Source organism: Pseudomonas sp. SAR267, from assembly GCF_052077595.1.
In the GTDB taxonomy this organism is placed as follows: domain Bacteria; phylum Pseudomonadota; class Gammaproteobacteria; order Pseudomonadales; family Pseudomonadaceae; genus Aquipseudomonas; species Aquipseudomonas vlassakiae.
The window spans coordinates 2,858,169-2,883,677 of the sequence record NZ_JBQIHU010000001.1 but is presented as its reverse complement, the minus strand read 5'-3'; the positions used below and the strand labels follow the sequence as shown (position 1 = coordinate 2,883,677).

The window sequence follows — 25,509 nt, the reverse complement described above, 5'->3', positions numbered from 1 at the left end:
TAATGTCCAAGAAAATTCACGTAACCGACACGATCCTGCGCGACGCCCACCAGTCTCTGCTGGCTACCCGTATGCGTACCGAAGACATGCTGCCGATCTGTGACAAGCTCGACAAGGTCGGCTACTGGTCGCTGGAAGTCTGGGGTGGCGCCACCTTCGACGCCTGCGTGCGCTTCCTCAAAGAAGACCCGTGGGAGCGCCTGCGCAAACTGCGTGCGGCCCTGCCCAACACTCGCCTGCAAATGCTCCTGCGCGGCCAGAACCTGCTGGGCTACCGTCACTATAGCGACGATGTGGTCAAGGCCTTCGTCGCCAAGGCTGCGGTCAACGGCATCGATGTTTTCCGCATCTTCGACGCCATGAACGACGTGCGTAACCTGCGCGTGGCCATCGAAGCGGTGAAGGCTGCCGGCAAGCACGCGCAGGGCACCATCGCCTACACCGTCAGCCCCGTGCACACCATCGACGCCTTCGTCGCCCAGGCCAAGCAGATGGAAGCAATGGGTTGCGACTCGGTTGCGATCAAGGACATGGCCGGCCTGCTGACACCGTTCGCCACCGGTGAGCTGGTCAGGGCGCTGAAGGCCGAGCAGTCGCTGCCGGTGTTCATCCATTCCCACGACACCGCCGGCCTGGCCGCCATGTGCCAACTCAAGGCCGTGGAAAACGGTGCCGATCACATCGATACCGCGATCTCCAGCTTTGCCTGGGGCACCAGCCACCCCGGCACCGAGTCGATGGTCGCCGCGCTCAAGGGCAGCGAGTTCGACACCGGCCTGGACCTGGAGCTGCTGCAGGAAATCGGCCTGTACTTCTACGCGGTGCGCAAGAAATACCACCAGTTCGAGAGCGAGTTCACCGCCGTGGACACCCGCGTGCAGGTCAACCAGGTGCCGGGCGGGATGATTTCCAACCTGGCCAACCAGCTCAAGGAGCAGGGCGCGCTCAGCCGCATGAACGAAGTGCTGGCAGAGATTCCGCGGGTGCGTGAAGACCTCGGCTTCCCACCGCTGGTGACACCGACCTCGCAGATCGTCGGTACCCAGGCATTCTTCAACGTGCTGGCCGGTGAGCGCTACAAGACCATCACCAACGAGGTGAAATTGTACCTGCAAGGCGGTTATGGCAAGGCGCCGGGCGTGATCAACGAGCAACTGCGCCGTCAGGCCATCGGTAACGAAGAAATCATCGACGTGCGCCCGGCCGACCTGCTCAAGCCAGAGATGGCCAAGCTGCGCAGCGATATCGGTGCCTTGGCCCGGTGCGAAGAAGACGTGCTGACCTACGCCATGTTCCCGGACATCGGTCGCAAGTTCCTCGAGGAACGTGAAGCCGGCACCCTGACCCCGGAAGCCCTGCTGCCGATTCCTGAGGCCGGTGCCGTGGCGTCCCATGGCGGTGAAGGGGTGCCGACCGAGTTCGTCATCGACGTCCACGGTGAAACCTACCGCGTCGACATCACTGGCGTGGGCGTCAAGGCAGAAGGCAAGCGTCACTTCTACCTGTCGATCGACGGCATGCCGGAAGAAGTGGTGTTCGAACCCCTCAACGAGTTTGTCGGCGGTGGCAGCAGCAAGCGCAAGCAGGCCAGTGCACCTGGCCACGTCAGCACCACCATGCCGGGCAACATCGTCGATGTGCTGGTCAAGGAAGGCGACGTGGTCAAGGCCGGCCAGGCCGTGCTGATCACCGAAGCGATGAAGATGGAGACCGAAGTGCAGGCGGCCATCGCCGGCAAGGTTGTGGCCATCCACGTGGCCAAGGGCGATCGCGTGACACCGGGCGAGATCCTGATCGAGATCGAGGGCTGATTCGAAAGCCCTCATCTACAAGCGGTTAACCTCTGGGGAGCGGATGCTCCCCTTTTTTTGTGCTGGACTTTCCGGCCTCTTCGCGGGGCAAGCAAATCTTTCAGCCTTTGCGGCATGCCTCGAGCGTTTCTACCTGACCTTCCGGCTGTTGGTTCAGCTCACTCAGCCACCGCTCGAACCCGGCCGCCACCTGTGGCCACTCATCATCGGTAATCGAATACCACGCCGTATCGCGATTGTGGTCCTTGACCACCAGGTGCTTGCGGAACACGCCCTCAAACGTGAAGCCGAACCGCTCTGCCGCACGCTTGGAGCGGGCGTTGGCGTTGTTGCACTTCCACTCCAGCCTCCGGTTGCCCAGCTCGAAGCTCAATTTGCCCAACAGGTAGACAGCCTCGGTGCTCTTGGGCGTGCGCTGCATGGGGGCGCCGAAGGCGACGTGGCCTATCTCGATACGGCCGTGGTCGGGCACGATCGACATCAGGCTGAGAACACCTTGGGCCTGGCCGGTGCCGCGGTCGATCACGGTGTAATACAGCGGGTCGTGGCCGGCGGCATTGCCTTGCAGCCAGCGGTCGAAGGCAGCGCGCTCGGTGAAGGGGCCGTAGGGCAGGTAGTCCCACAGCACCGGGTCGGAATCGGGCCCTTGCAGGGCGAGCCAGAGGTCATCGCCGTGGCGCGCCGGGTCAAGTTTCTCCAGGCGGATGAAGCGGCCGTCGATGGGCTCGGCCTTGGGCGATGCAGCAGGTTTCCAGTTCAGTGCGTCAGTCATGTGGCCTACAACCCTTTGCGGAATTGGATGAAGCCCGGGCGCTCGGCAACCTGCTCGTACAGGCTGATGGCGGTGGCGTTGGTTTCGTGGGTCAGCCAGTGCACCTTGATGCAGCCGGCGGCCTTGGCCGTGGCGTACACGTGCTCGATCAGCTGTCGGCCGATGCCCAGGCCGCGCTGGCCGCTGTCGACGTAGAGGTCCTGCAGGTAGCAGGAGTTCTCGATGCTCCAGTTGGAACGATGGTAGATGAAGTTGACCATGCCCACTGCCTTGCCATCGACCCAGGCCAGGGTCGAATGGGTTGGCTCGTTAGGGTCGAGCAGGCGTTGCCAGGTGCTGAGGCTTACTTGCTCTGCCAGCTCGGTCTGGTAAAAGCGCAGGTAGGCTTGCCACAGGGCGAGCCAGGCGGCGTGGTCTTGGGCGCTGACAGGGCGCAGGGTAACGCTGGGCATGGGGCTTTTCCTTCAGAGTTGGCGCATGTGCGCCGCAAGTTGGTTGTCCAGATAATCCGGGCTGGCGCCCAGGCCATCACGCACGCCAGCGATATCTTCAGCCGAGCGGTTCTGGCTGAGCTTGCGCGCGCCTTGCAGGCGGGCGATGGGCAGGCGAATGCCGACGATGGCGCGGAGCATGCCGTCGAGGTAGTCGGCGGGGGCGTCGGCGACTTTCCAGGGCGCGCTGCGGCCCTGTTCGTGGCGGTCGGTCAGGCGGCTGACGATCTGCAGCAGCGGCGCGGCGTCGTGGATTACTTCGGCCGTGCCGTAGGCGTGCACGGCCAGGTAATTCCAGGTCGGCACCACCTTGGGGTTTTCGGCCTTGCTCGGGTAATAGCTGGGGCTGACGTAGGCGTCGGCACCCGGGAACACCAGCAGTGCTTCGGCGCCTTGCTCCAGGTCCTGCCATTGGCGGTTGGCCCGCGCCACGTGGGCATAGACGGTGCCGAATTCGCCCTCTTGGGTGTCGAGCAAAACCGGCAGGTGCGTGGCCAGCAAGCCCTGTTCGCCGTGGCTGACCAGCACGGCCAGACGGGTTTCGCTCATGTGCCGGTGCAAGCGCTCAAGGTCGTGTTCCTGGTGGGGTTTGCTGTTGTACATGCGCAGGGTCCTTGTCGAATGGCTCCATCCTAGGCAGGCTATTGGTTCTGGGTAAGAGCCATTAACGGCTGTTTTGATAGGTCCAATTTCATGAGCGAGCGCCCCCTCGTATTGCCTTTCGATCCTGCCGGCATCGTTCTCGATCGTCGTCGTGGGCTCAGCCAGCAGCTGTACCAGGCCCTGCGTGCGCGGGTGCTGGATGGTCGCTTGAGCAGCGGCACGCGGTTGCCGGCCACGCGTGACCTGGCGAACGTGCTGGCGCTGTCGCGCAACAGCGTGGTGCGTGCCTACGACCAGTTGTATGCCGAGGGCTACATCGAAAGTCGGGTAGGGGATGGCACTTATGTGAGCCGCCTACCAAAACTATCCACACAACTGTCCACAGGGTTATCCCGGGGTTTATCAACAGACTTATCCACATTTCCTTCGGAAAATACTGAGGATTTATCCAGCAACAAGCTTTCCAGTGAGCCATTGGAACGGCTGAAAAGTAACCATCTTCCGCCGCCGAAAAGCGGTGCGCCGAAGGCATTTCGAGTCGGAATTCCGGCGTTCGATCTGTTCCCTTTCGACGTGTGGGCCAAGCTGCAGGCGGCTTTCTGGCGCAATCCGTCGCCGGCGCAGCTGGGTTATGGCGATCCAGCCGGTGAGCCAGTGCTACGCGAGCTGATAGCCGCCTATCTGCGCCGTTCGCGTGGCCTTTCCTGCACGGCTGAACAAATTGTGATCACCAGTGGTGCGCAACAGGCCATCAGCCTTTGTGCACAGTTGCTGTTGCAACCGGGCGACGGCGTGGCTGTGGAAAACCCGGGTTATCGGGCCGCCGGGCATACCTTCGCCGTGGCCGGTGGCAAGGTGACTGGCGTGCCGGTGGACGAGGAGGGCATGGATTGCCAGCACCTGGAGCAGTTGACGGACTGCCGGCTGGCCTATGTCACCCCGGCGCACCAGTACCCGACCGGCGTGACCATGAGCCTGCCGCGGCGCCTGGCCTTGCTGGCCTGGGCCGAGCGCAGCGATGGCTGGATCATCGAAGATGACTACGACGGCGAGTACCGCTACAGCGGCGCGCCCTTGACCCCGCTGGCAGCGCTCGACCGCCAGGGGCGGGTATTGTACGTCGGGACCTTCGGCAAGATCGCCTTTCCGGCATTGCGACTGGGCTATCTGGTGCTGCCTCCACGGCTGGTCCAGGCATTCAGCCAGGGGCGGGCGCTGGCGGTACGGCATTCGGAAGTGGGCACCCAGTGCGTGATGGCCGAATTCATGGCCCAAGGTCATTTCCAGCGGCACATCCGGCGCATGCGCAAGGCGGCGCTGAGCCGGCGCAATGTGCTCAAGGCCGGATGGCCTGTGGATGTGCCTGGACTGGGTGCGATGCCTGAGGTGGCGGCGGGGCTGCATGTGAAGGTGGATGTGGATAACTTTGCGCGGGAGCAGGAGCTGGTGGCCAGGGCTGAGGTGGTGGGGGTGGAGGTGAATCCGCTGAGCAGTTACTGGCTGGAGGAAAGCGGGCTGCCTGTGGATAAGCGGGCAGGGCTGGTGCTGGGGTTTGCGGCGGTGCCGGAAGGGGAGATTGCCGAAGCCTTGTTGAAATTGCGCAGGGTCTGGAAAAGGTAAATGGGGCTGCGAAGCAGCCCCAGCTCTGCATCAAGTGCCTGACTTAATACGGGTCCAGGCGCGCGTCCGCGCCCGTTCGGCCTCACGCGTCAACGGTTTGAGGGTATACAGCTTGGCCATCGCCTCCGCCGTCGGGTACAGGTTCGGGTTGTTGCGAATCGCCGGGCTGACCTTGTCGGTGGCATCCTTGTTCGGGTTCGGGTAGCCGACGAAATCGCTGATCGGCGCGATCACCTCAGGCCGCAGCAGGTAGTTGATGAATGCATGGGCATCCTCCGGGTTGGCCGCGTTCTTCGGAATCGCCAGCATGTCGAACCAGATCGGTGCACCTTCCTTGGGCAGGCGCATGTCCACCACCACGCCATTCTTCGCATCCTTCGCCCGGTTGGCGGCCTGCGAGAAGCTGCCGCTGTAGCCCACCGCCACGCAGATATCGCCATTGGCGATGTCGGCCATGTACTTCGAGGAATGGAAATAGGTGATGTAAGGGCGGATCTTCAGCAAAAGCGCTTCGGCCTTCTTGTAGTCGTCCGGCTTGTCACTGTTGGGTGGCAAGCCCAGGTGCTGCAAGGCCAGCGGCAGGATCTCCGAAGGCGAGTCGAGCAGCGCGACGCCGCACTGCTTGAGCTTGGAGATGTTCTCTTCCTTGAAGATCAGGTCCCAGCTGTCGACCGGGGCCTGGTCACCGAGCGCGGCCTTGACCTTGTCCGGGTTGAAGCCGATCAGGATGGTGCCGTACATGTAGGGCACGGCGAACTTGTTGCCCGGGTCGTTGGCCTCGATCAGCTTCATCAGCGCCGGGTCCAGGTGTTGCCAGTTCGGCAGCTTGCTGCGGTCCAGCTGCTGGAACACCCCGGCCTCGATCTGCTTGGCGAGGAACACGTTGGACGGCACGACCACGTCGTAGCCGGAGTTGCCGGTGAGCAGCTTGGCCTCGAGCGCTTCGTTGGTGTCGAAGATGTCGTAGATCAGCTTGACGCCACTGTCCTTCTGGAAGTCGCTCAAGGTCTGCGGGGTGATGTAATCGAACCAGTTAAACACACGCAGGGTGCGCTGCTCGGCGTGAGCGTGCAGGGCACCGGTGAACAGGGTGGCAGCGATGAATGGGGCGAGCAGACGCTTGAGTCGGACCATGATCAGGCTCCTGGCTGGGCGCGCTGGAAGCCTTCCAGCACATTGACTGCGTTGATACCGATTTCTTCCACAGCGTAGCCACCTTCCATCACGAACAGGGTGGGCTTGCCGAGCTGGGCGATGCGCTTGCCCATTTCCAGGTAATCCGGGCTGTCCAGCTTGAACTGGGAGATCGGGTCGTCTTTGAAGGTGTCCACGCCCAGGGAGACCACCAGCACGTCGGCGTCATAGGCGGCGATGCGTTGGCAGGCGTCTTCCAGTGCGGCGCTCCAGGCTGCCCAGTCACTCCCAGCGGGCAGCGGGTAGTTGATGTTGCAGCCTTCGCCTGCGCCTTCACCGGTTTCGTCGGCATAGCCGAGGAAGAACGGGAATTCATCCTGGGGGTCGCCGTGGATCGAGGCGAAGAATACGTCGTTGCGCTGATAGAAGATGTCCTGGGTGCCGTTGCCGTGGTGGTAGTCGACATCGAGGATGGCCACCCTGGCGCGGCCCTGGTCAAGGAAGGCCTGGGCGGCAATCGCGGCATTGTTCAGGTAGCAGTAGCCGCCCATGACTTCAGCAGCGGCGTGGTGCCCTGGTGGGCGGCACAAAGCGAAGGCCGAGTGAGCACCTTGCTCGATGGCAGCCTGGGCGGTCAGGGCGACCTGCGCGGCGCTGTAGGCGGCTTGCCACGTACCAGCGGTGATCGGCGCGCCGGCGTCGAAGCTGTAGTAGCCCAGTTCGCCATGCAGGCCGGTTGGCTTGACCTGGCGCAGGGTGCGGGCCGGCCAGGTGAAGGGCAGCAGGTCACCGTCGTGACCGAGCGCGGCCCAGCGCGCCCAGGCGCCCTGGAAGAAGTCGAGATAGTCGGCGCTGTGAATGCGCTGCAACGGCGCACGGCCGAAATCAGTTGGCCCCTGGACATCGCCGAGGTTGCGCTTTTTCACTTGTTCGAGGACGTGGTCGGCGCGTGAGGGCATTTCGAAGCAAGGCATCAGCTTGCCGTCGATCAGCTCGCAGCGGCCATGGTGCAGGCGGTGATCATCGGAATAGATCGTCAGCATTTGTTGTTCTCCGGGGGTACTGGCGTGGGCCCATTTTCACGGGCGGCCAGTTGGCAGAGAACGACGCAAACGGCCAAAAGGGGATCGATGTGGCCAAGCTCGTTGGCCACAGCAGGTCAACCGCGGAAGTGGCTGGGGGCGACCCCGCTCCAACGCTGGAATGCATGGCGGAAACTCGCGGTCTCGCTGAACCCCAGGGTCTCGGCGATCCGGTAGATCGGCATCTGCTCGTCGGCCAGCAATTGCTTGGCTCGATCGAAGCGCAGCTCATCGAGCAGTTGTTGATAACTGCAACCCAGCGCCTGCAAGTGCCGGCGCAAGGTCCGCGAGGAACAGTTCATCTGCCGCGCCAGCCCCTCCAGGCCCGGCGCCGCATCCAGTTGCTGCAGCAACAACTGACGGATCCGCCCAAGCCAGGCTTGGCGCCCGGTGAATTCCAGGTTCAGGCGCCGGCAGCGCTCACTCATGGCCTTGTGGGTAATCGGGTCGGCCAGCGGCAATGGCATGTCCAGCCAGCGCCGCTCGAAGGCAAAGGCGTTGTCCTCGGCGTCGAAAGCCAGTGGGCACTGGAAGGCACCGGTGTAGAGACCATGGTAGCTGGGCCGTGGGTGCTCGAAGCGGGCGCCGAGCAGCGGCAGGGTTCGGCCGAGCAGGTCATCGCAGATCACTTTCAACGACACCAGGCAGAACTCGGCATTGAAGGCGGCGAGGGCTGGGCTGTCGTGGTATTCGCTGGCGCTGGACCAGACGCGCTGGCCATCGTCGACCAGGCGCAGCTTGAAGACTGTTCCCAGCAGTGCCGGATAGTGCAGCGCCAGGCGCAGGGCGTCACCCAAAGTGGCACTGGAGAGCAGGGCGTAACCGAGCATACCGTAGCACGACACATGCATGCGCCGGCCCAGTTCCAGGCCAATCTCCTCGCGTCGGGCCACGGCATTGGCGCACACCTGCAACTCTTGCTGGGTAGTGATGCGTGCGTCGCTATGGCCCAGGTCGGCCGGGCCTATGCCGCTGCCGGCGAGCAACGTTGTCGCCTCGCAGCCTTCTTCCTGGAACAGGTTGAGGATCAGCGAAACCGCGTTGAGGGTGGTCAGGTGGCTGTGCAGCATGCTCGGTCATCCCGTGGGCCTGGGAGGCATTATGGAGCAAATTGTGTGCCGATATCTGGGGCCGCTGTGCGGCCCTTTCGCGACACAAGGCCGCTCCTACAGGGATCGCGGTCGTCTGTAGGAGCGGCCTTGTGTCGCGAAAGGGCTGCGCAGCAGCGCCAAAATTCATCAGGCAAAAAAAAGGCCCGGAGCGTGCGCTCGGGCCTTTGAAAGGTTGAGAGGTGTCTAGTCCCTCGACCTGGTGAGACTGTTTGCAGCGGCCGGGTTACGCCTTCAGCGGAACCAGACGTGGAGCGATCATGTTTTCCGGACGCAGGATGTCGTCGAGCATCGCGTCGTCCAGCAGCTTCTCTTCACGCACCAGTTCAAGTACGCCGCGGCCGGTTTCCAGGGCAACGCGAGCGATACGGGTGGCGTTTTCGTAGCCGATGTACGGGTTCAGGGCGGTGACCAGGCCGATCGAGTGCTCGACCAGTTCACGGCAGCGCTGTTCGTTGGCGGTGATGCCGACGATGCAGTGCTCGCGAAGCATGTCCATGGCGCGCTGGAGCAGGCGGATCGAGTCGAAGATCTTGTAGGCGATCAGGGGCTCCATCACGTTCAGCTGCAGCTGGCCACCTTCGGCGGCGACGGTCAGGGCCAGGTCGTTGCCCATGATGGCGAAGGCCACCTGGTTGACGGCTTCCGGGATGACCGGGTTGACCTTGCCTGGCATGATCGAGCTGCCTGGCTGACGCGCTGGCAGGTTGATCTCGTTGATGCCGGTGCGTGGGCCGCTGGACAGCAGGCGCAGGTCGTTGCAGATCTTCGACAGTTTGACCGCGGTACGCTTGAGCATGCCGGAGAACAGCACGAAAGCACCCATGTCGGATGTGGCTTCGATCAGGTCGGCAGCCGGTACCAGCGGCTGGCCGCTGATAGTGGCCAGGCGTTGTACGGCCAGGGCTTGGTAGCCCGGGTCGGCGTTGATGCCGGTACCGATGGCAGTACCGCCCAGGTTGATTTCGGTCAGCAGTTCCGGCGCCAGCGAGCGCAGGCGCTGCAGGTCTTCGGTCATGGTGGTGGCGAAGGCGCGGAATTCCTGGCCCAGGGTCATCGGCACGGCGTCCTGCAGCTGGGTGCGGCCCATCTTCAGTACGTGGTCGAATTCCTTGCCTTTGGCAGCGAAGGCCTGGATCAGGCTGTCGAGGCTGGCCAGCAGGGCGTCGTGACCCAGCAGCAGGCCCAGGCGGATGGCAGTCGGGTAGGCATCGTTGGTCGACTGCGCCATGTTCACGTCGTTGTTCGGGTGCAGGTACTGGTATTCACCCTTCTGGTGGCCCATGGCCTCCAGCGCGACGTTGGCGATGACTTCGTTCGCGTTCATGTTGGTGGAAGTACCGGCACCACCCTGGATCATGTCCACCACGAACTGGTCGTGGTAATCGCCTTTGATCAGGCGGGCGCAGGCTGCACTGATGGCCGCGTGCTTGGCATCGCTCAGGTGACCCAGCTCACGGTTGGCGTCGGCAGCAGCCTGCTTGACCATGGCCAGGGCCACGACCAGCTTCGGGTAGTGCGACAGCGGAACACCGGAGAGATGGAAGTTGTTGGCAGCGCGCAGGGTCTGGATGCCGTAGTAGGCATCGGCAGGGACTTCAAGGGTACCAAGCAGATCTTTTTCGACGCGGAACGATGCAGCGGAGGACATGATGGATATCATCTCGATTTTGACCCGGCACATGCCGGAATGGCGCCAATCCTAGGCCTGAAGGGGATTTTGCGGCCAATGCTATTGCACGCTAACCTATGCACAAACGGCATAGTGTTTCATGTGACGCCAATTGACATTCGAGCGTGTTCCATTTTGGTGCACGCCGGGAGAACTGCTTCATGAACCTCGAAAGCAAGTGGCTGGAGGACTTCAGTGCCCTGGCCTCCACTCGCAGTTTTTCCCAGGCGGCCGAGCGACGTTTCGTCACCCAGCCTGCCTTCAGCCGGCGTATACGCAGCCTGGAAGCGGCGTTGGGCCTGACCTTGGTGAATCGTTCCCGCACACCGATTGAACTGACCGAGGCTGGCCAGCTTTTTCTCGTCACTGCGCGCACCGTTGTCGACCAGTTGAGCGAAGTTCTTCGCCATTTGCATCACCTCGAAGGAGGGCAGGGCGAGGTCATCCAAGTGTCAGCCGCGCACTCCCTGGCGTCAGGCTTTTTCCCTCGCTGGGTAGCCCAGTTGCGCAATGATGGTTTGAACATCGCCACCCGCCTGGTTGCGACTAACGTCGGAGATGCGGTGCATGCATTAAGGGAGGGGGGCTGTGACCTGATGCTGGCGTTCTATGACCCTGATGCCGCCCTGCAGATGGATGCCGAGATCTTCCCGTCGCTGCACATGGGCACCACCGAAATGCTTCCGGTGTGCGCAGTGGATGCCGACGGCAAGCCGCTGTTCGATCTTGAAGCCGACAGCAGCGTGCCGCTGTTGGCTTACAGCGCCGGTGCTTTCCTGGGGCGTTCGGTGAACCTGCTGCTACGTCAACGCAATCTGCGGTACACCACTGTCTACGAAACTGCCATGGCTGACAGCCTCAAGAGCATGGCGCTGGAAGGCATGGGCGTCGCCTGGGTGCCCCGTCTTTCGATGCGTGGCGAGCTGGAGCGCGGCGAGCTGGCGATTTGTGGCGGGAGCCAATGGCATGTGCCGCTGGAAATTCGCCTGTACCGCTGCGCCCTGGTGCGCAAGGCCAATGTGCGGCTGTTGTGGCGCAAGCTGGAGTCGGCAGGTGGCCCTGGTGAGGCATCAGCCTGACTGGCACCAGAGCTTGTCGGGTTGGGGGAAAAACTTGTCCCGCGAGACAGCTTGCCCTTTGATCCGACATGTGCTTACAGGGGTGGGCGGGCCGCCCAGAAATACGCTACAATCCCGCGCCTTCGACCGACCCGGTCGATACAGAATCCGTATGACAAGCCACGCCGGCCCACCTGCGTGGCTTGTTGCTTTTAGCGCGCCTGAAGGCGCTTGCAGGAGAGGCTCGACGATGAGTGCACTGGTTGGCGTGATCATGGGCTCCAAGTCCGATTGGTCCACCCTTAGCCACACCGCCGATATGCTGGAAAAACTCGGCATTCCCTACGAAGTGAAGGTGGTTTCCGCCCACCGCACCCCGGACTTGCTGTTCCAGTACGCCGAAGAGGCCGAAGGGCGTGGTATCGAGGTGATCATTGCCGGTGCCGGTGGCGCCGCCCACCTGCCAGGCATGTGTGCTGCCAAGACCCATCTGCCGGTGCTGGGCGTGCCCGTCCAGTCGTCGATGCTGTCGGGCGTCGACTCGCTGCTGTCGATCGTGCAGATGCCTGCCGGCGTGCCGGTGGCCACCCTGGCCATTGGCCGAGCTGGCGCCGTCAACGCTGCGCTGCTGTCGGCGAGCATCCTCGGCGCCAAGTACCCGCAGTACCACGCGGCGCTCAAGCAGTTCCGCACCGAGCAGACCGACACCGTGCTGGACAATCCAGACCCGCGCCAGGCTTGAGGCTGAACCCATGAAGATCGGTGTAATCGGTGGCGGCCAACTGGGCCGCATGCTGGCCCTGGCGGGCACTCCGCTGGGTATGAACTTCGCCTTCCTCGACCCGGCGCCAGACGCCTGCGCCGCCGCGCTGGGCGAGCACCTGCGTGGCGACTATGGCGACCAGGCTCACCTGCGCCAACTGGCCGACGAGGTCGACCTGGTCACCTTCGAATTTGAAAGCGTCCCGGCCGAGACCGTGGCTTTCCTGTCGCAGTTCGTGCCGGTTTACCCAAGTGCCGAAGCCCTGCGCATCGCCCGTGATCGCCTGTTCGAGAAAAGCATGTTCCGCGACCTGGGTATCCCGACCCCGGCCTTCGCCGACATCCTCTCGCAGGCAGACCTCGACGCGGCGGTCGCCAGCATCGGCCTGCCGGCAGTACTGAAGACCCGCACCCTGGGCTACGACGGCAAGGGCCAGAAGGTGCTGCGCACGCCTGAAGACGTGGTTGGCACCTTCGCCGAACTGGGCAGCGTGCCTTGCCTGCTGGAAGGCTTCGTGCCGTTCACCGGCGAAGTATCGCTGGTAGCCGTGCGGGCCCGCGATGGTGAAACCCGCTTCTACCCGTTGGTGCACAACACCCACGAGAGCGGCATCCTCAAACTGTCGGTGGCCAGCGACGCGCACCCGCTGCAGGGCCTGGCCGAAGACTATGTCGGTCGAGTGCTCAAGCAACTGGATTATGTCGGGGTGATGGCCTTCGAGTTCTTCGAGGTCGACGGTGGCCTGAAGGCCAACGAAATTGCCCCGCGTGTGCACAACTCCGGGCACTGGACCATCGAAGGTGCCGAGTGCAGCCAGTTCGAGAACCATCTGCGCGCCGTGGCCGGCCTGCCGCTGGGTTCGACTGCCAAGGTCGGTGAGAGCGCCATGCTCAACTTCATCGGTGAAGTGCCGGCGGTGGACAAGGTCGTGGCCATCGATGGCTGCCACCTGCACCACTACGGCAAGGCTTTCAAGGTCGGGCGCAAGGTCGGCCACGCTACCCTGCGCTGCCAGGACATGGTCAGTCTGAAGGCCAGGATTGCCGAAGTAGAAGCGCTGATCAGCAACTGATCGAACTTCTGCGCAAGGTCTGCCCTCTGAAAATGGCAACAAGCCAAAGCGCTGTCTAGGCTTTGGCTTGTTCCATCTTCACTTCAGAGGGATTGCCATGGGCATCATTGGAACCATCTTCATCGGCCTTATCGTTGGTCTGCTGGCCCGCTTCCTCAAGCCGGGCGACGACAGCATGGGCTGGATCATGACCATTCTGCTGGGTATCGCCGGCTCACTGCTCGCCACCTATGGCGGCCAGGCACTGGGGATCTACCAGGCGGGCCAGGCCGCAGGATTCGTCGGCGCGCTGGTCGGTGCGATCATCCTTCTGGTGATCTACGGATTCATCAAGAAACGTTGAATACTGGTTAGAATGCCCGGCAATTCATCCCGAGTTGCCGAGCATTTTCATGCGTGCCTTTTTCCTCATCCCGTTGCTTCTGGCCAGCACCCTGGCCCATGCCGAACTGCCCGAGACCGACTGGCTGGAGCTGATGCCCAAGTCAGACCAGAAGGCCCTCGAAGCGATGCCCGAGATCGATCACAACTCGCCGGAAGCCAATGGCACCTTCACCGCCAAGGGCGGCCTCAAGCAGAGCAAGGGCCTGCCGGCGGTGATGTATTCGACCAAGACCGTGGCGGCCATGGATGGCAAGGACATCCGCCTGGGTGGCTACCCGGTGCCGCTGGAAAGCGACGCCAAGGGCAACAGCACCTTGTTCTTCCTCGTACCTTACCCGGGCGCGTGCATCCACGTACCGCCACCGCCGCCGAACCAGCTGGTGCTGGTGCGGTATCCGAAAGGCTTGAAGATCGATGATATCTACACGCCGCTCTGGGTTAGCGGCAAGCTGAAGGTGGAGAAGGTCAGCAATGACCTGGCCGATGCGGCCTATGCGCTGGATGCTGGGAAGGTGAGGGTGGTGGAAGACGCCGACCTCTGATTGCCTGTACTGGCCTCTTCGGGGCGCCGAACCGCCGCGAAGAGGCCAGACCTGCCGAAGTAGAATTCAGATCGCTCCGCTGCCGATCCTGACCTGCAACGACCGGCTGGCCCCGGGCTTGAGCTCCACTACATCATCCCAGACATTCGCTGTCTCGATGCACAGCATCCGCTGCCAGCCGTCATCGGCCATGTCTGCCAGCTCCTTGGCCCGCTCGGTCCACGGATTCCAGATCACCGCCGAGCGAGACCCGCTGCAGGTCAAGGTAATCCGCCGCTCCCAGTGCGGGTCGACGATGCTCAGCTTCTGCGGCGTATCCAGGTAGATCCGGTCGGTTTCCCCGGCAAACGCCAACGCACCCTGCTGCTGGCGCTGTTCCCAGCCGGCCAGGGTCTCGATGTACTGCAGCCCCTCGACCCCTTCGACCTGCGCCTGGCGCACGTCGCTGACGGCGAAGTAGCTGTGCAAGGCCTGGCTGATGGTCACGGGGCTGTTGCCCATGTTGCGGCTGTTCAGGGACACGGTGAGATCGTCACCGAGCACGATGTGCAGTTTCAGCTCGACATCATGCGGCCAGTCCGGCAGATCGCCCTGGGCCTCTGGCAGCTCGAAATCGATGTGCAGGTCATCGCCTTTTTCTTCGACGCCCAGCAATTGCCAGTCACGCGTGCGCGCCAAGCCATGGGCGGGAGCCTGCTCGCCACGGTACATGGCCTGCACGGATGCGGGGTTGCGCTGCAAGTTGCCAAACCACGGCCAGCATACCGGTACACCGGCGCGCACCGATTTGCCCTGGCGGAAGATGGCCTGGTCGCTCAGCCATAGCAGCGGTGGCTCGCCAACACGCTGGTAGCTGAGGATCTGCGCGCCCTGCTGGGCGATCAGTAGTTCGGCGTGGTCGCTGCTGATGCGCCAGCAGTTGAGTTCGCCGTGTTGCTCGGATTCGACCTTGAAGGTAGCCATTGCGCTCGTCTCATTGATTGCCTGTGGGCCTTGGACCCGGTGACGTGCAATGAGTTTACCGCTCGCGAGGCTCAGCGACGAGGCACCGAGCGGGTGCGGCCACTGCCATCGATGGCGACGAATACGAACGTCGCTTCAGTGACCTTGCGCCATTCGCTGGACAGCGGGTCGTCACTCCACACTTCGACCATCATGCGGATCGAGCTGCGGCCGATTTCCAGGGTCTGGGTGTAGAACGACAGTTGTGCACCGACGGCCACCGGCACCAGGAATGCCATGCGGTCGATGGACACAGTGGCTACCCGGCCGCCCGCGACGCGGCTGGCCATGGCGGTACCGGCGAGGTCCATCTGCGCGACCAGCCAGCCGCCGAAGATGTCGCCGAAGCCATTGGTTTCGCGCGGCAGTGCAGTGATCTGCAAGGCCAGGTCACCTTGCGGGATAGGATCTTCTTGTTCGAGCTCAATCATGCGATGGGGCCTCTGACCCGTGACGCTTCGTTGGTGTGGCGCAAGGCCGGGAAAACGATTCAGCTGACAACATACTACGCTGATTCCGCTTCGCGGGGCGCCCATAGGGAAACTCTGCGAAACAGTCTGACCTCAAGCCCGGCGTTTTCGCACAACTTCCCACGGTTAAAGCAACCTTTTCCTACGAGCGGCCAGTATATATAGCCAATCGCCAGGCGACGACCGCGCATTCACGAATATCTGTATGGTTTTTGTATCGCTTTCAGCGCAGCTCGGCAATTTGCTATCTTCGCTGCTCGCCCCAACCCAGAAGCCGCGTGCCAAGCGGCCTGCGTCACCTACAAGAGAACAACGAGCGATGACCTCCGTGCCGAGCAGTATCGAGCAGCCCTCGCGGCCGCTGACCCGCAGTGACTACAAGACCCTCTCACTGTCCGCCCTGGGCGGAGCCCTGGAGTTCTACGACTTCATCATCTTCGTGTTCTTCGCCACGGTGGTCGGCAAGCTGTTCTTCCCGCCTGACATGCCCGAATGGCTGCGCCTGATGCAGACTTTCGGCATTTTTGCCGCCGGTTACCTGGCACGGCCACTGGGTGGCATCGTCATGGCCCACTTCGGCGACCTGCTCGGGCGCAAGAAGATGTTCACCCTGAGCATTTTCATGATGGCCTTGCCGACGCTGATCATGGGCCTGCTGCCGACTTATGCACAGATTGGCCTGTGGGCGCCGGTCCTGCTGTTGCTGATGCGCGTGATCCAGGGCGCAGCCATCGGTGGTGAAGTACCGGGCGCCTGGGTGTTCGTCTCTGAGCACGTGCCGGCACGCAACACCGGCTACGCCTGTGGCACCCTGACCGCCGGCCTGACGGCAGGGATCCTGCTCGGTTCGCTGGTGGCGACCTTGATCAACACCCTCTACAGCGGCGAAGAAGTGGCCGACTATGCCTGGCGTATCCCGTTCCTGCTCGGCGGTGTGTTCGGCCTGTTCTCGGTGTACCTGCGCCGCTGGCTGCACGAAACCCCGGTGTTCGCCGAGATGCAGCAGCGCAAGGCATTGGCCGAAGAGTTGCCACTGCGCGCGGTGCTGCGTGATCACCGTGGGCCGATCATCCTGTCGATGCTGCTGACCTGGATGCTGTCTGCCGGCATCGTGGTAGTGATCCTGATGACCCCGGCGTTGCTGCAGACCATCTATCACGTCAGCCCCACCGATTCGCTCAAGGCCAACAGCCTGGCGATCGTGCTTCTCAGCTTCGGCTGCATCGGTGCCGGCAGCCTGGCCGACCGCTTCGGTGCGGGACGGGTGTTCGTGATCGGCAGCCTGCTACTGCTGGCCAGCTCCTGGACCTTCTACCACAGCCTGCCGACCCATCCTGAGCTGCTGTTCCCGCTGTATGCGCTGACCGGCCTGTGCGTGGGGGTGATCGGCGCGGTGCCGTACGTGATGGTCAAGGCGTTCCCGGCGGTGGTGCGCTTCAGTGGGCTGTCGTTCTCCTACAACGTCGCCTATGCCATCTTCGGTGGCCTGACGCCGATGGTGGTTACCGCGCTGCTCAAGGTCAGCCCGATGGCACCTGCCTACTACGTAGCAGGGCTGTGCGCCGTCGGTCTGGCGGTGGGCCTGTACCTGCTCGCCAACAAGCGCTGATCTGACGGCTGGCACGATCCCTGTGGGAGCGGGCGAGCCCGCGAACACGGGCGCAGCCCGTGCCATACACCGCGGTGCCTGCTTCGCGGGCTCGCCCGCTCCCACAGGGATAGGTGCTGGCTGCTGAACGGATGCGACCCATCTCATGATGGCCTTTCATCCATTTGTCACAATTGAGTCATATCGTATTCATGCGGCCTGCAGATACTTGGCCCCGTTCCATCCAACACCCCAATATTCCTGCTAGGAGCAAGGCATGAAACTGAAGCGTTTGATGGCGGCCCTCACCTTTGCCGCCGCTGGCGTTGCGACCGCCAACGCGGTAGCCGCTGTCGACCCTGCGATCCCGACCTACACCAAGACCACCGGTGTTTCGGGCAACCTCTCCAGCGTCGGTTCCGATACCCTCGCGAACCTGATGACTTTGTGGGCCGAGGCCTACAAGAAGGAATATCCGAACGTAAACATCCAGATTCAGGCTGCCGGTTCCTCGACTGCGCCACCCGCGCTGACCGAAGGCACCTCCAACCTCGGCCCGATGAGCCGCAAGATGAAGGACGTCGAGCTGCAAGCCTTCGAGCAGAAGTACGGCTACAAGCCGACCGCCATCCCGGTCGCCGTCGACGCTCTGGCCGTGTTCGTGCACAAGGACAACCCGATCAAGGGCCTGACCATGGAGCAGGTCGATGCGATCTTCTCGTCCACCCGCCTGTGTGGGGCCAAAGCCGAGGTGAAGACCTGGGGCGACCTGGGCGTGACCGGCGACCTGGCCAACAAGCCGGTGCAGCTGTTCGGCCGCAACTCGGTATCGGGTACCTATGGCTACTTCAAGGAAGAGGCCCTGTGCAAAGGCGACTTCAAGCCTAACGTCAACGAACAGCCTGGCTCGGCTTCGGTCGTACAGGCGATCAGCTCCTCGCTGAACGGCATCGGTTACTCGGGCATCGGCTACAAGACTGCCAGCGTCAAGACCGTGCCACTGGCCAAGAAAGGCAGCACCGAGTTCATTGAAGACAACGAAACCAACGCCCTGAACGGCAAATACCCGCTGTCGCGTTTCCTCTACGTCTACGTCAACAAGGCGCCGAACAAGCCTCTCGCCCCGCTGGAAGCCGAGTTCGTCAAGCTGGTCCTGTCGCAAGCTGGCCAGCAGGTCGTAGTGAAGGATGGTTACATCCCGCTGCCGGCCAAAGTGGTCGACAAGACCCTCGCTGACCTGGGGCTGTCCCAAGCCGGTAACGTTGCAAAAAAGTAAGTAACTGAGGATGAGGCCGGTGCTGAAGCCCGGCCTCTTCCACGACTTCCCCAGTCCGTTGCCAGGGTTCCTGAGCGGCGGGCTTTTTTGCGTCAACTCACTGTCATGTTTTTGTCATACGGGACCGCTAGGGTGTGCGCATGAATGATCTGGCCAATTCCACAATGACCCCAAACTCCCCGCCCGTGCGGATTGACTTCAATACGCCCGAGTTGCAACGCAAGCGCCGCATGCGCGCCCTCAAGGATCGCCTGACCCGCTGGTATGTACTGGTGGGCGGGCTTGCCGTGCTGGCAGCCATCACGCTGATCTTCTTCTATCTGGCTTATGTGGTATTGCCGCTGTTCCAGGGCGCCGAGCTGACTAGCAGGAAGGCGCTGGAGCCGACCTGGCTGCAGCAGGATGCCGGCAAGCCACTGATGATTGCCCTTGAAGAGCAGAACCTGGTCGGCATGCGCGTTTCGGACAAGGGCCAGGCCATTTTCTTCGACACCAAGAGCGGTAACCAGTTAAGCCGCGTCGACCTGCCATTGCCGCCAGGTACGCAGGTCGCTTCTATCAGTGCGGACCAGCCGGGCAGCCCGCTGGTGGCAGTCGGTTTGTCCAATGGTCAGGCGCTGGTGTTCCACCACACCTACAAAGTCACCTATCCGGATAACAAGAAGACCATCACCCCAGGCATCGATTACCCATATGGCCAGGCGCCGTTCGTCCTCGACGAGCAGGGCCGCGCGCTGGAGCATATGAGTGTCAATGTCAATGGCGACACCCTGCTGCTGGCTGGCTCTACGGGTGCGCACCTGCAGGTGGTCGAGCTGTCGCGCAGCGAAAACATGCTGACCGGCGAGACCAGCACCGAGCAGAGCCGTATCGAATTGCCGCAGATGACCGAAGTGGTGAAGAACATCTTCATCGACCCTCGTCAGCAGTGGTTGTATGTGATCAACGGTCGCGCCACCGCCGATGTCTTCAGCCTGCGCGACAAGAGTCTCAATGGCCGCTACAAACTGGCCGAAAGCGCGGACAGCGAAATCACCGCCACCGCTCAGCTGGTGGGGGGTATCTCGCTGATCATCGGCGATTCCAAGGGCGGCCTGGCCCAGTGGTTCATGGCCCGCGACCCGGATGGCGAGCAGCGCTTCAAGCAGATCCGTACCTTCAGGATGGGTAAGGCGCCGATCGTACAGATCGATGCCGAAGAGCGTCGCAAGGGCTTCATCGCCCTGGACAGCGACGGCAAGCTCGGCGTGTTCCACAGCACCGCGCACCGCACTTTGCTGGTCGAGCAGGCCGCCGAAGGGCCTGGCATCCTGGCCCTGTCGCCGCGTGCCAACCGCATCATCATTGAAGAAGGTGGCAAGCTGCTGCCGCTGAGCCTGCGCAACCCGCACCCGGAAATCTCCTTCAGCGCCTTGTGGGGCAAGGTCTGGTACGAGAACTACGACGAGCCCAAGTACGTCTGGCAGTCGACCGCCTCGAACACCGACTTCGAACCCAAGCTGAGCCTCTCGCCGCTGACCTTCGGTACCCTCAAGGCCGCGTTCTACGCGATGATCCTGGCGGCCCCGCTGGCCATTGCTGCCGCCATCTACACCGCCTACTTCATGGCCCCGGGCATGCGCCGCAAGGTCAAGCCGGTGATCGAGCTGATGGAAGCGATGCCGACAGTGATCCTCGGCTTCTTCGCCGGGCTGTTCCTCGCACCTTACCTGGAGGGCCACCTGCCCGGCGTATTCAGCCTGTTCCTGATCATGCCGCTCGGCATTCTGCTGACCGGCTTCACCTGGAGCCGCCTGCCGGAGTCTATCCGCCTGCGCGTCCCGGATGGTTGGGAGGCGGCAATCCTGATTCCGGTGATCCTGGCGATCGGCTGGTTTGCCCTGGCGGTCAGTCCGTATCTCGAAAGCTGGTTCTTCGGCGGTGACATGCGCCTGTGGATCGAGCACTCGCTTGGCCTGCGCTACGACCAGCGCAACGCCTTGGTAGTCGGTATCGCCATGGGCTTCGCGGTCATCCCGAACATCTATTCGATCGCCGAAGACGCCGTGTTCAGCGTGCCGCGCAGCCTGACCCTGGGGTCTCTGGCCCTGGGTGCGACGCCGTGGCAGACCCTGACCCGCGTGGTCATCCTGACCGCCAGCCCGGGCATCTTCTCGGCGTTGATGATCGGCATGGGGCGTGCGGTAGGTGAGACCATGATCGTGCTGATGGCCACCGGCAACACGCCGGTGATGGAACTGAACCTGTTCGAAGGCATGCGCACTCTGGCCGCCAACGTGGCAGTGGAAATGCCTGAATCGGAAGTCGGCGGCAGCCACTACCGCGTGCTGTTCCTCGCCGCCCTCGTGCTGCTGATGTTCACCTTCATCATGAACACCTTGGCCGAGCTGATTCGCCAGCGTCTGCGCAAGAAATACTCGTCGCTTTGATAGAAAGGTAGCGATCCGTGAAAAAGGATTCCCTCAAAGGCTGGTTCAAGAGCGGCGCCCCGGGCGTCTGGATCAGCGGTGGCGCGGTGGCCATGGCGGTGATCATGACCGTCGGCCTGCTGGCGGTAATCGCCGTGCGCGGCCTGTGCCACTTCTGGCCGGCCGACCTGATCCAGGCCACCTACAAGGTGCCGGGCCAGGCCGACCACATCGTCATCGGCGAGGTGGTGCAGAAGGAAGAAGTACCGCGTGCCCGCCTCAAGGGCGCCGGCTTGCCGGTGCCGGACGACGGCCCGGAGTTCATGACCCGTGAGCTGGTCAAGGTGGGTAACCGCGACCTCAACGGCAGCGACTTCACCTGGGTGGTCGGCGAGTGGCTGGTCGACGAGCAGCGCCCGGCTGACCTGATCGCCCTGGAGCGCCGCGAGTGGGGCAACTTCTACGGCTACCTGGTCAGCGTCAAGGAAGAGGGCCGCGTGGTTGCCCAAGGCCCGGCGGCCTGGAACGAGCTGCAAGCCCGCCTGAAGCGTGCCAACCAGCTCAACAGCGAACTGCAAACCCTCGAGAAGAAAGACATCGGGGCCATCAACCATGGCCTCGAGCGCCTGCGCCTGCACGGCCGCAAACTGGAGCTGGACGGCAAGCTCGACGCCACCGCCCAGGCCGACATCGACGCCGAACGCGCCGAGCTGAACAGCCGCTACAAGGCCGTCGAGGAGCGCCTGCTGGGCCTGCACCAGGCCTTCGTCCGTGACAGCCTGGTGGCCCGCGACGGCAACGGCCGCGAAGTGGAAATCAACCTGAGCAAGGTGGTGCACGCCATCCAGCCGAATGCCATGTCCGGCTTCAGCAAGATGGGTACCTATTTCGCCAAGGTCTGGGAATTCCTCAGCGACGACCCGCGTGAAGCCAATACCGAGGGCGGCATCTTCCCAGCCATCTTCGGCACCGTGATGATGACCCTGATCATGGCGGTAATCGTCACGCCGTTCGGCGTGCTGGCCGCGGTCTACCTGCGCGAATACGCCAGGCAAGGCCCGGTGACCCGCCTGATCCGCATCGCAGTGAACAACCTGGCTGGCGTGCCGGCGATCGTCTACGGCGTGTTTGGCCTGGGCTTCTTCGTCTATGTACTGGGCGGCTCGATCGACCGCCTGTTCTTCCCTGAGGCGCTGCCCGCGCCGACCCTGGGTACCCCGGGCTTGCTGTGGGCTTCGCTGACCCTGGCGCTGCTGGCCGTGCCGGTGGTGATCGTGGCCACCGAGGAAGGCCTGGCGCGGATTCCACGGACCGTGCGCGAAGGCTCCCTGGCCCTGGGTGCGACCAAGGCCGAAACCCTGTGGAAGATCGTCCTGCCGATGGCCAGCCCGGCGATGATGACCGGCATGATCCTCGCCGTGGCCCGTGCCGCCGGTGAAGTGGCGCCGCTGATGCTGGTGGGTGTAGTGAAGCTGGCGCCATCGCTGCCGCTGGACGGCAACTACCCGTACCTGCACCTGGACCAGAAGATCATGCACCTGGGCTTCCACATCTACGACGTCGGTTTCCAGAGCCCTAACGTCGAAGCTGCGCGGCCGCTGGTATATGCCACCGCGCTGCTGCTGGTGCTGGTGATCGCAACCCTCAACTTGTCGGCGGTGTGGATCCGTAACCACCTGCGCGAGAAGTACAAGGCGCTAGACAGCTGAGCCTGGATTGCAAGCGTGCCGCCTGCCAATCGGCGGCCCTTTGAAACGTATTGATAGCGTATGGAGTTGACCATGCAGCATGATTCCCATACCCACGGCATCGACATGTCTGCCCTGGGTCGTGACAAGCAGGGCCTGCGCCTGGCTGAAGAAACCGTGGCCATCGAAGTGCCGGGCCTGAGCCTGTTCTACGGCGACAAACAAGCCCTGTTCGACGTGCAGATGAACATTCCCAAGCAACGCGTGACCGCCTTCATTGGCCCGTCCGGCTGCGGCAAGTCGACCCTGCTGCGCACCTTCAATCGCATGAACGACCTGGTCGACGGCTGCCGCGTTGAAGGTGCCATCAACCTTTACGGCAACAACATCTACCGCAAGGGCGAAGACGTGGCCGAGCTGCGTCGCCGGGTCGGCATGGTGTTCCAGAAGCCCAACCCGTTCCCCAAGACCATTTACGAGAACGTGGTCTACGGCCTGCGTATCCAGGGCATCAACAAGAAACGCGTGCTCGATGAAGCCGTGGAATGGGCACTGAAGGGCGCCGCCTTGTGGGACGAGGTCAAGGACCGCCTGCACGAGTCCGCCCTGGGCCTGTCCGGCGGCCAGCAGCAACGTCTGGTGATTGCCCGTACCATCGCCGTGGAGCCTGAGGTGCTGCTGCTCGACGAACCGTGCTCGGCGCTGGACCCGATCTCGACGCTGAAGGTCGAAGAGCTGATCTACGAACTGAAGTCCAAATACACCATCGTCATCGTGACCCACAACATGCAACAGGCGGCCCGTGTTTCGGATTACACCGCGTTCATGTACATGGGCAAACTGGTCGAATTCGGTGATACCGACACCCTGTTCACCAACCCGGCGAAGAAGCAGACCGAAGACTACATCACCGGTCGTTACGGCTAGCAGCCCTGCGGCTCCTGTGGAACGGGCGTGCCCGCGAAGCAGGCGCCGCGGTGTGTGGCACCGGCTTCGCCGGTGTTCGCGGGCAAGCCCGCTCCCACAGGGAATGAGACGAACCACTTGATGCTTGCAGCTTGCTGCTTCGCGGAGCGAAACGATGATCAACAAAGAAAGCCTTACCCACCATATTTCCCAGCAGTTCAACGCCGAACTCGAAGAGGTGCGCAGCCACTTGCTGGCCATGGGCGGCCTGGTCGAGAAGCAGGTGAACGATGCCGTCACCGCGCTGATCGAGGCCGATTCGGGTCTGGCTCAGCAGGTGCGTGAAGTCGATGAACAGATCAACCAGATGGAGCGCAACATCGACGAGGAATGCCTGCGCATCCTCGCCCGTCGCCAGCCGGCGGCCTCCGACCTGCGCCTGATCATCAGCATCTCCAAGTCGGTGATCGATCTGGAGCGCATTGGTGACGAATCGACCAAGATCGCTCTCCGCGCCATCCAGCTCTGCGAAGAAGGCGAGTCGCCGCGCGGCTACGTCGAGGTGCGCCACATCGGCGACCAGGTGCGCAACATGGTGCGCGATGCCCTCGATGCCTTCGCCCGCTTCGATGCCGACCTGGCACTGTCGGTGGCCCAGTACGACAAGACCATCGACCGCGAGTACAAGACGGCCCTGCGTGAACTGGTCACCTACATGATGGAAGACCCGCGCTCGATCTCGCGGGTGCTCAGCGTGATCTGGGTGTTGCGTTCGCTGGAGCGGATCGGCGACCACGCGCGAAACATTTCGGAGCTGGTGATCTACCTGGTGCGCGGCACCGATGTCCGTCACATGGGCCTCAAGCGCATGAAGGCTGAAGTCGAAGGCTCTGTGGGGGATGCGGCCGAAAGCGCTAATGTTCCGGGCAAACCTGACGATAAATAAGATTGCTCCCGAGCATCGACGCCCGGCCCGTGCCGGGCGTTTGCGTGTGTGGCAGAGCAATCAGCAGGCACCCGCGAACGATGCGAAGAAGTCCCGGCGTGACCCTAGAGTTGGCAAGTGGCCACCATTGCGCGGTAGGCTAGTCGGGTTCAAGAGGAGTATCGATGAGTAAAGTCAATGTGCTGGTCGTGGATGACGCGCCGTTCATTCGTGACCTGGTCAGGAAGTGCCTGCGCAATGCTTTCCCGGGCATGGTCATCGAAGACGCGGTCAATGGTCGCAAAGCCATGGCCATGCTGGCCAAGGAGCCGTTCGACCTGGTGCTGTGCGACTGGGAGATGCCGGAGATGTCTGGCCTTGAGTTGCTGACCTGGTGCCGTCAGCAGCCCGAGATGAAGGACCTGCAGTTCATCATGGTGACCAGCCGTGGTGACAAGGAGAACGTGATCCAGGCCATCCAGGCCGGCGTCTCCGACTTCGTCGGCAAGCCGTTCACCAACGAGCAGCTGCTGACCAAGGTGAAGAAAGCCCTGAGCAAGATCGGCAAGCTGGAGAGCCTGATGGCTGGTGCACCGGCACGGGTGAATTCGGCCTTCGCCAACGACTCGTTGAGCGCACTGACCGGTGGCAAGCCTGAAGCGGCCAAGGTGGCGGCACCTGCTGCTGCCGCGGCGGCCAAGCCTTTGCTCAATGCGCCGAAGCCACAGACGGCCGCGGCTGCGGCGGCCCAGGTCGGGCGGGGGCAGGGTCAGCTGCGCCTGGCCAGCGGCACCCAGCCCTGCGTGATCAAGGCGCTGAGCCTCAAGGAAGCGTTACTGGTGGTGCGCCGCAGTACAACGCTGCCACAGGTGCTGGAGGGCGCAGTGCTCGACCTGGAGCAGGGTGAGAACGCGGAAGTGGCGCGCCTGAACGGCTACCTGCACGCCATCGCGGCGCTGGAGCCCAAGCCAGAAAGTGACTGGCTGCAGCTGACCTTCAAGTTCGTCGACCAGGATGCGCAGAAACTCGACTACCTGTCGCGCCTGATTGCCCGTGGTACACAGCAGAAGCATTTCACGCCCGGCGCCTGATCAAGGCCATACACAAAACCCTGTGGGAGCGGGCTTGCCCGT

At 62.8% G+C, this 25,509-nt stretch carries 23 protein-coding genes; 14 read left to right on the top strand and 9 right to left on the bottom strand.

Going from position 1 to position 25,509, the window contains the following annotated elements; all coding sequences use genetic code 11:
• The first annotated feature begins 2 nt into the window (after positions 1-2).
• Positions 3-1,811 (top strand): sodium-extruding oxaloacetate decarboxylase subunit alpha, encoded by a 1,809-nt coding sequence (oadA, locus tag ACTORR_RS13900; protein ID WP_054884775.1) that lies wholly within the window; start codon positions 3-5, stop codon positions 1,809-1,811.
• 100 nt (positions 1,812-1,911) lie between these two features.
• Here oadA and ACTORR_RS13895 read toward each other — a convergent pair whose 3' ends face one another.
• From ACTORR_RS13895 to ACTORR_RS13885, 3 genes are read right to left on the bottom strand one after another with little or no spacing between them, the layout of a single operon-like run.
• Complete coding sequence (locus tag ACTORR_RS13895) at positions 1,912-2,583, bottom strand: GNAT family N-acetyltransferase (RefSeq protein WP_313364858.1); 672 nt, start codon at positions 2,581-2,583, stop codon at positions 1,912-1,914.
• 5 nt (positions 2,584-2,588) lie between these two features.
• Positions 2,589-3,035 (bottom strand): GNAT family N-acetyltransferase, encoded by a 447-nt coding sequence (locus tag ACTORR_RS13890; RefSeq protein ID WP_313364857.1) that lies wholly within the window; start codon positions 3,033-3,035, stop codon positions 2,589-2,591.
• A gap of 12 nt (positions 3,036-3,047) precedes the next feature.
• Positions 3,048-3,677: an FMN-binding negative transcriptional regulator gene (locus ACTORR_RS13885; protein WP_313364856.1), complete on the bottom strand. Its 630-nt coding sequence runs from the start codon at positions 3,675-3,677 to the stop codon at positions 3,048-3,050.
• 90 nt (positions 3,678-3,767) lie between these two features.
• Between ACTORR_RS13885 and pdxR the strand changes: the two genes are divergently transcribed.
• Positions 3,768-5,297: a MocR-like pyridoxine biosynthesis transcription factor PdxR gene (pdxR, locus tag ACTORR_RS13880; RefSeq protein ID WP_313364855.1), complete on the top strand. Its 1,530-nt coding sequence runs from the start codon at positions 3,768-3,770 to the stop codon at positions 5,295-5,297.
• Between the two features lie 30 nt (positions 5,298-5,327).
• On the opposite strand, the gene ACTORR_RS13875 is transcribed toward pdxR, so the two are convergent.
• The 4 genes from ACTORR_RS13875 to aspA form a co-directional block, all read right to left on the bottom strand.
• A complete protein-coding gene (locus ACTORR_RS13875) occupies positions 5,328-6,431 on the bottom strand; it encodes a polyamine ABC transporter substrate-binding protein (RefSeq protein ID WP_099814997.1) in 1,104 nt (367 codons plus the stop codon).
• A 2-nt stretch (positions 6,432-6,433) separates the two neighbouring features.
• Positions 6,434-7,474, bottom strand: coding sequence for a histone deacetylase family protein (locus ACTORR_RS13870; protein WP_054884769.1), 1,041 nt, complete (start codon positions 7,472-7,474; stop codon positions 6,434-6,436).
• Positions 7,475-7,590: 116 nt separating this feature from the next.
• Positions 7,591-8,583 (bottom strand): AraC family transcriptional regulator, encoded by a 993-nt coding sequence (locus ACTORR_RS13865; protein ID WP_313364854.1) that lies wholly within the window; start codon positions 8,581-8,583, stop codon positions 7,591-7,593.
• A 265-nt stretch (positions 8,584-8,848) separates the two neighbouring features.
• On the bottom strand, positions 8,849-10,273 hold the full coding sequence (gene aspA / locus ACTORR_RS13860; protein ID WP_027917067.1) for an aspartate ammonia-lyase: 1,425 nt from the start codon (positions 10,271-10,273) through the stop codon (positions 8,849-8,851).
• A 182-nt stretch (positions 10,274-10,455) separates the two neighbouring features.
• Between aspA and ACTORR_RS13855 the strand changes: the two genes are divergently transcribed.
• The 5 genes from ACTORR_RS13855 to ACTORR_RS13835 all read left to right on the top strand — a co-directional run bounded on the left by ACTORR_RS13855 (position 10,456) and on the right by ACTORR_RS13835 (position 14,113).
• A complete protein-coding gene (locus tag ACTORR_RS13855) occupies positions 10,456-11,373 on the top strand; it encodes a LysR substrate-binding domain-containing protein (protein ID WP_054884767.1) in 918 nt (305 codons plus the stop codon).
• Between the two features lie 229 nt (positions 11,374-11,602).
• Positions 11,603-12,094, top strand: a complete 492-nt coding sequence (gene purE, locus ACTORR_RS13850) for a 5-(carboxyamino)imidazole ribonucleotide mutase (protein WP_003253304.1) — start codon at positions 11,603-11,605, stop codon at positions 12,092-12,094.
• Positions 12,095-12,104: 10 nt separating this feature from the next.
• Positions 12,105-13,187, top strand: a complete 1,083-nt coding sequence (locus ACTORR_RS13845) for a 5-(carboxyamino)imidazole ribonucleotide synthase (RefSeq protein WP_054884766.1) — start codon at positions 12,105-12,107, stop codon at positions 13,185-13,187.
• Positions 13,188-13,284: 97 nt separating this feature from the next.
• Entirely contained in the window at positions 13,285-13,530 is a 246-nt protein-coding gene (locus ACTORR_RS13840; RefSeq protein WP_054884765.1) for a GlsB/YeaQ/YmgE family stress response membrane protein, read from the top strand.
• 49 nt (positions 13,531-13,579) lie between these two features.
• Entirely contained in the window at positions 13,580-14,113 is a 534-nt protein-coding gene (locus ACTORR_RS13835; protein ID WP_054884764.1) for a DUF3299 domain-containing protein, read from the top strand.
• Positions 14,114-14,179: 66 nt separating this feature from the next.
• Here the strand turns inward: ACTORR_RS13835 and ACTORR_RS13830 are convergent, their stop codons facing one another.
• Both ACTORR_RS13830 and ACTORR_RS13825 read right to left on the bottom strand, forming a co-directional pair.
• The gene (locus tag ACTORR_RS13830; RefSeq protein ID WP_099815000.1) at positions 14,180-15,076 is read right to left on the bottom strand and encodes a D-hexose-6-phosphate mutarotase; all 897 of its coding nucleotides are present in this window, start codon (positions 15,074-15,076) and stop codon (positions 14,180-14,182) included.
• Positions 15,077-15,147: 71 nt separating this feature from the next.
• Positions 15,148-15,546: an acyl-CoA thioesterase gene (locus ACTORR_RS13825; RefSeq protein WP_027917060.1), complete on the bottom strand. Its 399-nt coding sequence runs from the start codon at positions 15,544-15,546 to the stop codon at positions 15,148-15,150.
• A 358-nt stretch (positions 15,547-15,904) separates the two neighbouring features.
• Here ACTORR_RS13825 and ACTORR_RS13820 point away from each other — a divergent pair, with 358 nt between their 5' ends.
• From ACTORR_RS13820 to ACTORR_RS13790, 7 genes are all read left to right on the top strand, one after another.
• Entirely contained in the window at positions 15,905-17,194 is a 1,290-nt protein-coding gene (locus ACTORR_RS13820) for an MFS transporter (RefSeq protein ID WP_054884762.1), read from the top strand.
• Between the two features lie 256 nt (positions 17,195-17,450).
• The gene (locus ACTORR_RS13815) at positions 17,451-18,449 is read left to right on the top strand and encodes a phosphate ABC transporter substrate-binding protein PstS (RefSeq protein WP_054884761.1); all 999 of its coding nucleotides are present in this window, start codon (positions 17,451-17,453) and stop codon (positions 18,447-18,449) included.
• Positions 18,450-18,589: 140 nt separating this feature from the next.
• Positions 18,590-20,878 carry an ABC transporter permease subunit gene (locus ACTORR_RS13810; protein WP_054884760.1) on the top strand — a complete coding sequence of 763 codons (2,289 nt, stop codon included), beginning with the start codon at positions 18,590-18,592 and terminating at the stop codon, positions 20,876-20,878.
• Positions 20,879-20,895: 17 nt separating this feature from the next.
• Positions 20,896-22,566, top strand: a complete 1,671-nt coding sequence (pstA, locus tag ACTORR_RS13805) for a phosphate ABC transporter permease PstA (RefSeq protein WP_441343681.1) — start codon at positions 20,896-20,898, stop codon at positions 22,564-22,566.
• 72 nt (positions 22,567-22,638) lie between these two features.
• Entirely contained in the window at positions 22,639-23,472 is an 834-nt protein-coding gene (gene pstB / locus ACTORR_RS13800; protein WP_054884758.1) for a phosphate ABC transporter ATP-binding protein PstB, read from the top strand.
• 154 nt (positions 23,473-23,626) lie between these two features.
• Positions 23,627-24,397: a phosphate signaling complex protein PhoU gene (phoU, locus tag ACTORR_RS13795; protein ID WP_441343679.1), complete on the top strand. Its 771-nt coding sequence runs from the start codon at positions 23,627-23,629 to the stop codon at positions 24,395-24,397.
• Positions 24,398-24,561: 164 nt separating this feature from the next.
• Positions 24,562-25,467, top strand: coding sequence for a response regulator (locus tag ACTORR_RS13790; RefSeq protein WP_054884756.1), 906 nt, complete (start codon positions 24,562-24,564; stop codon positions 25,465-25,467).
• Positions 25,468-25,509: the final 42 nt, after the last annotated feature.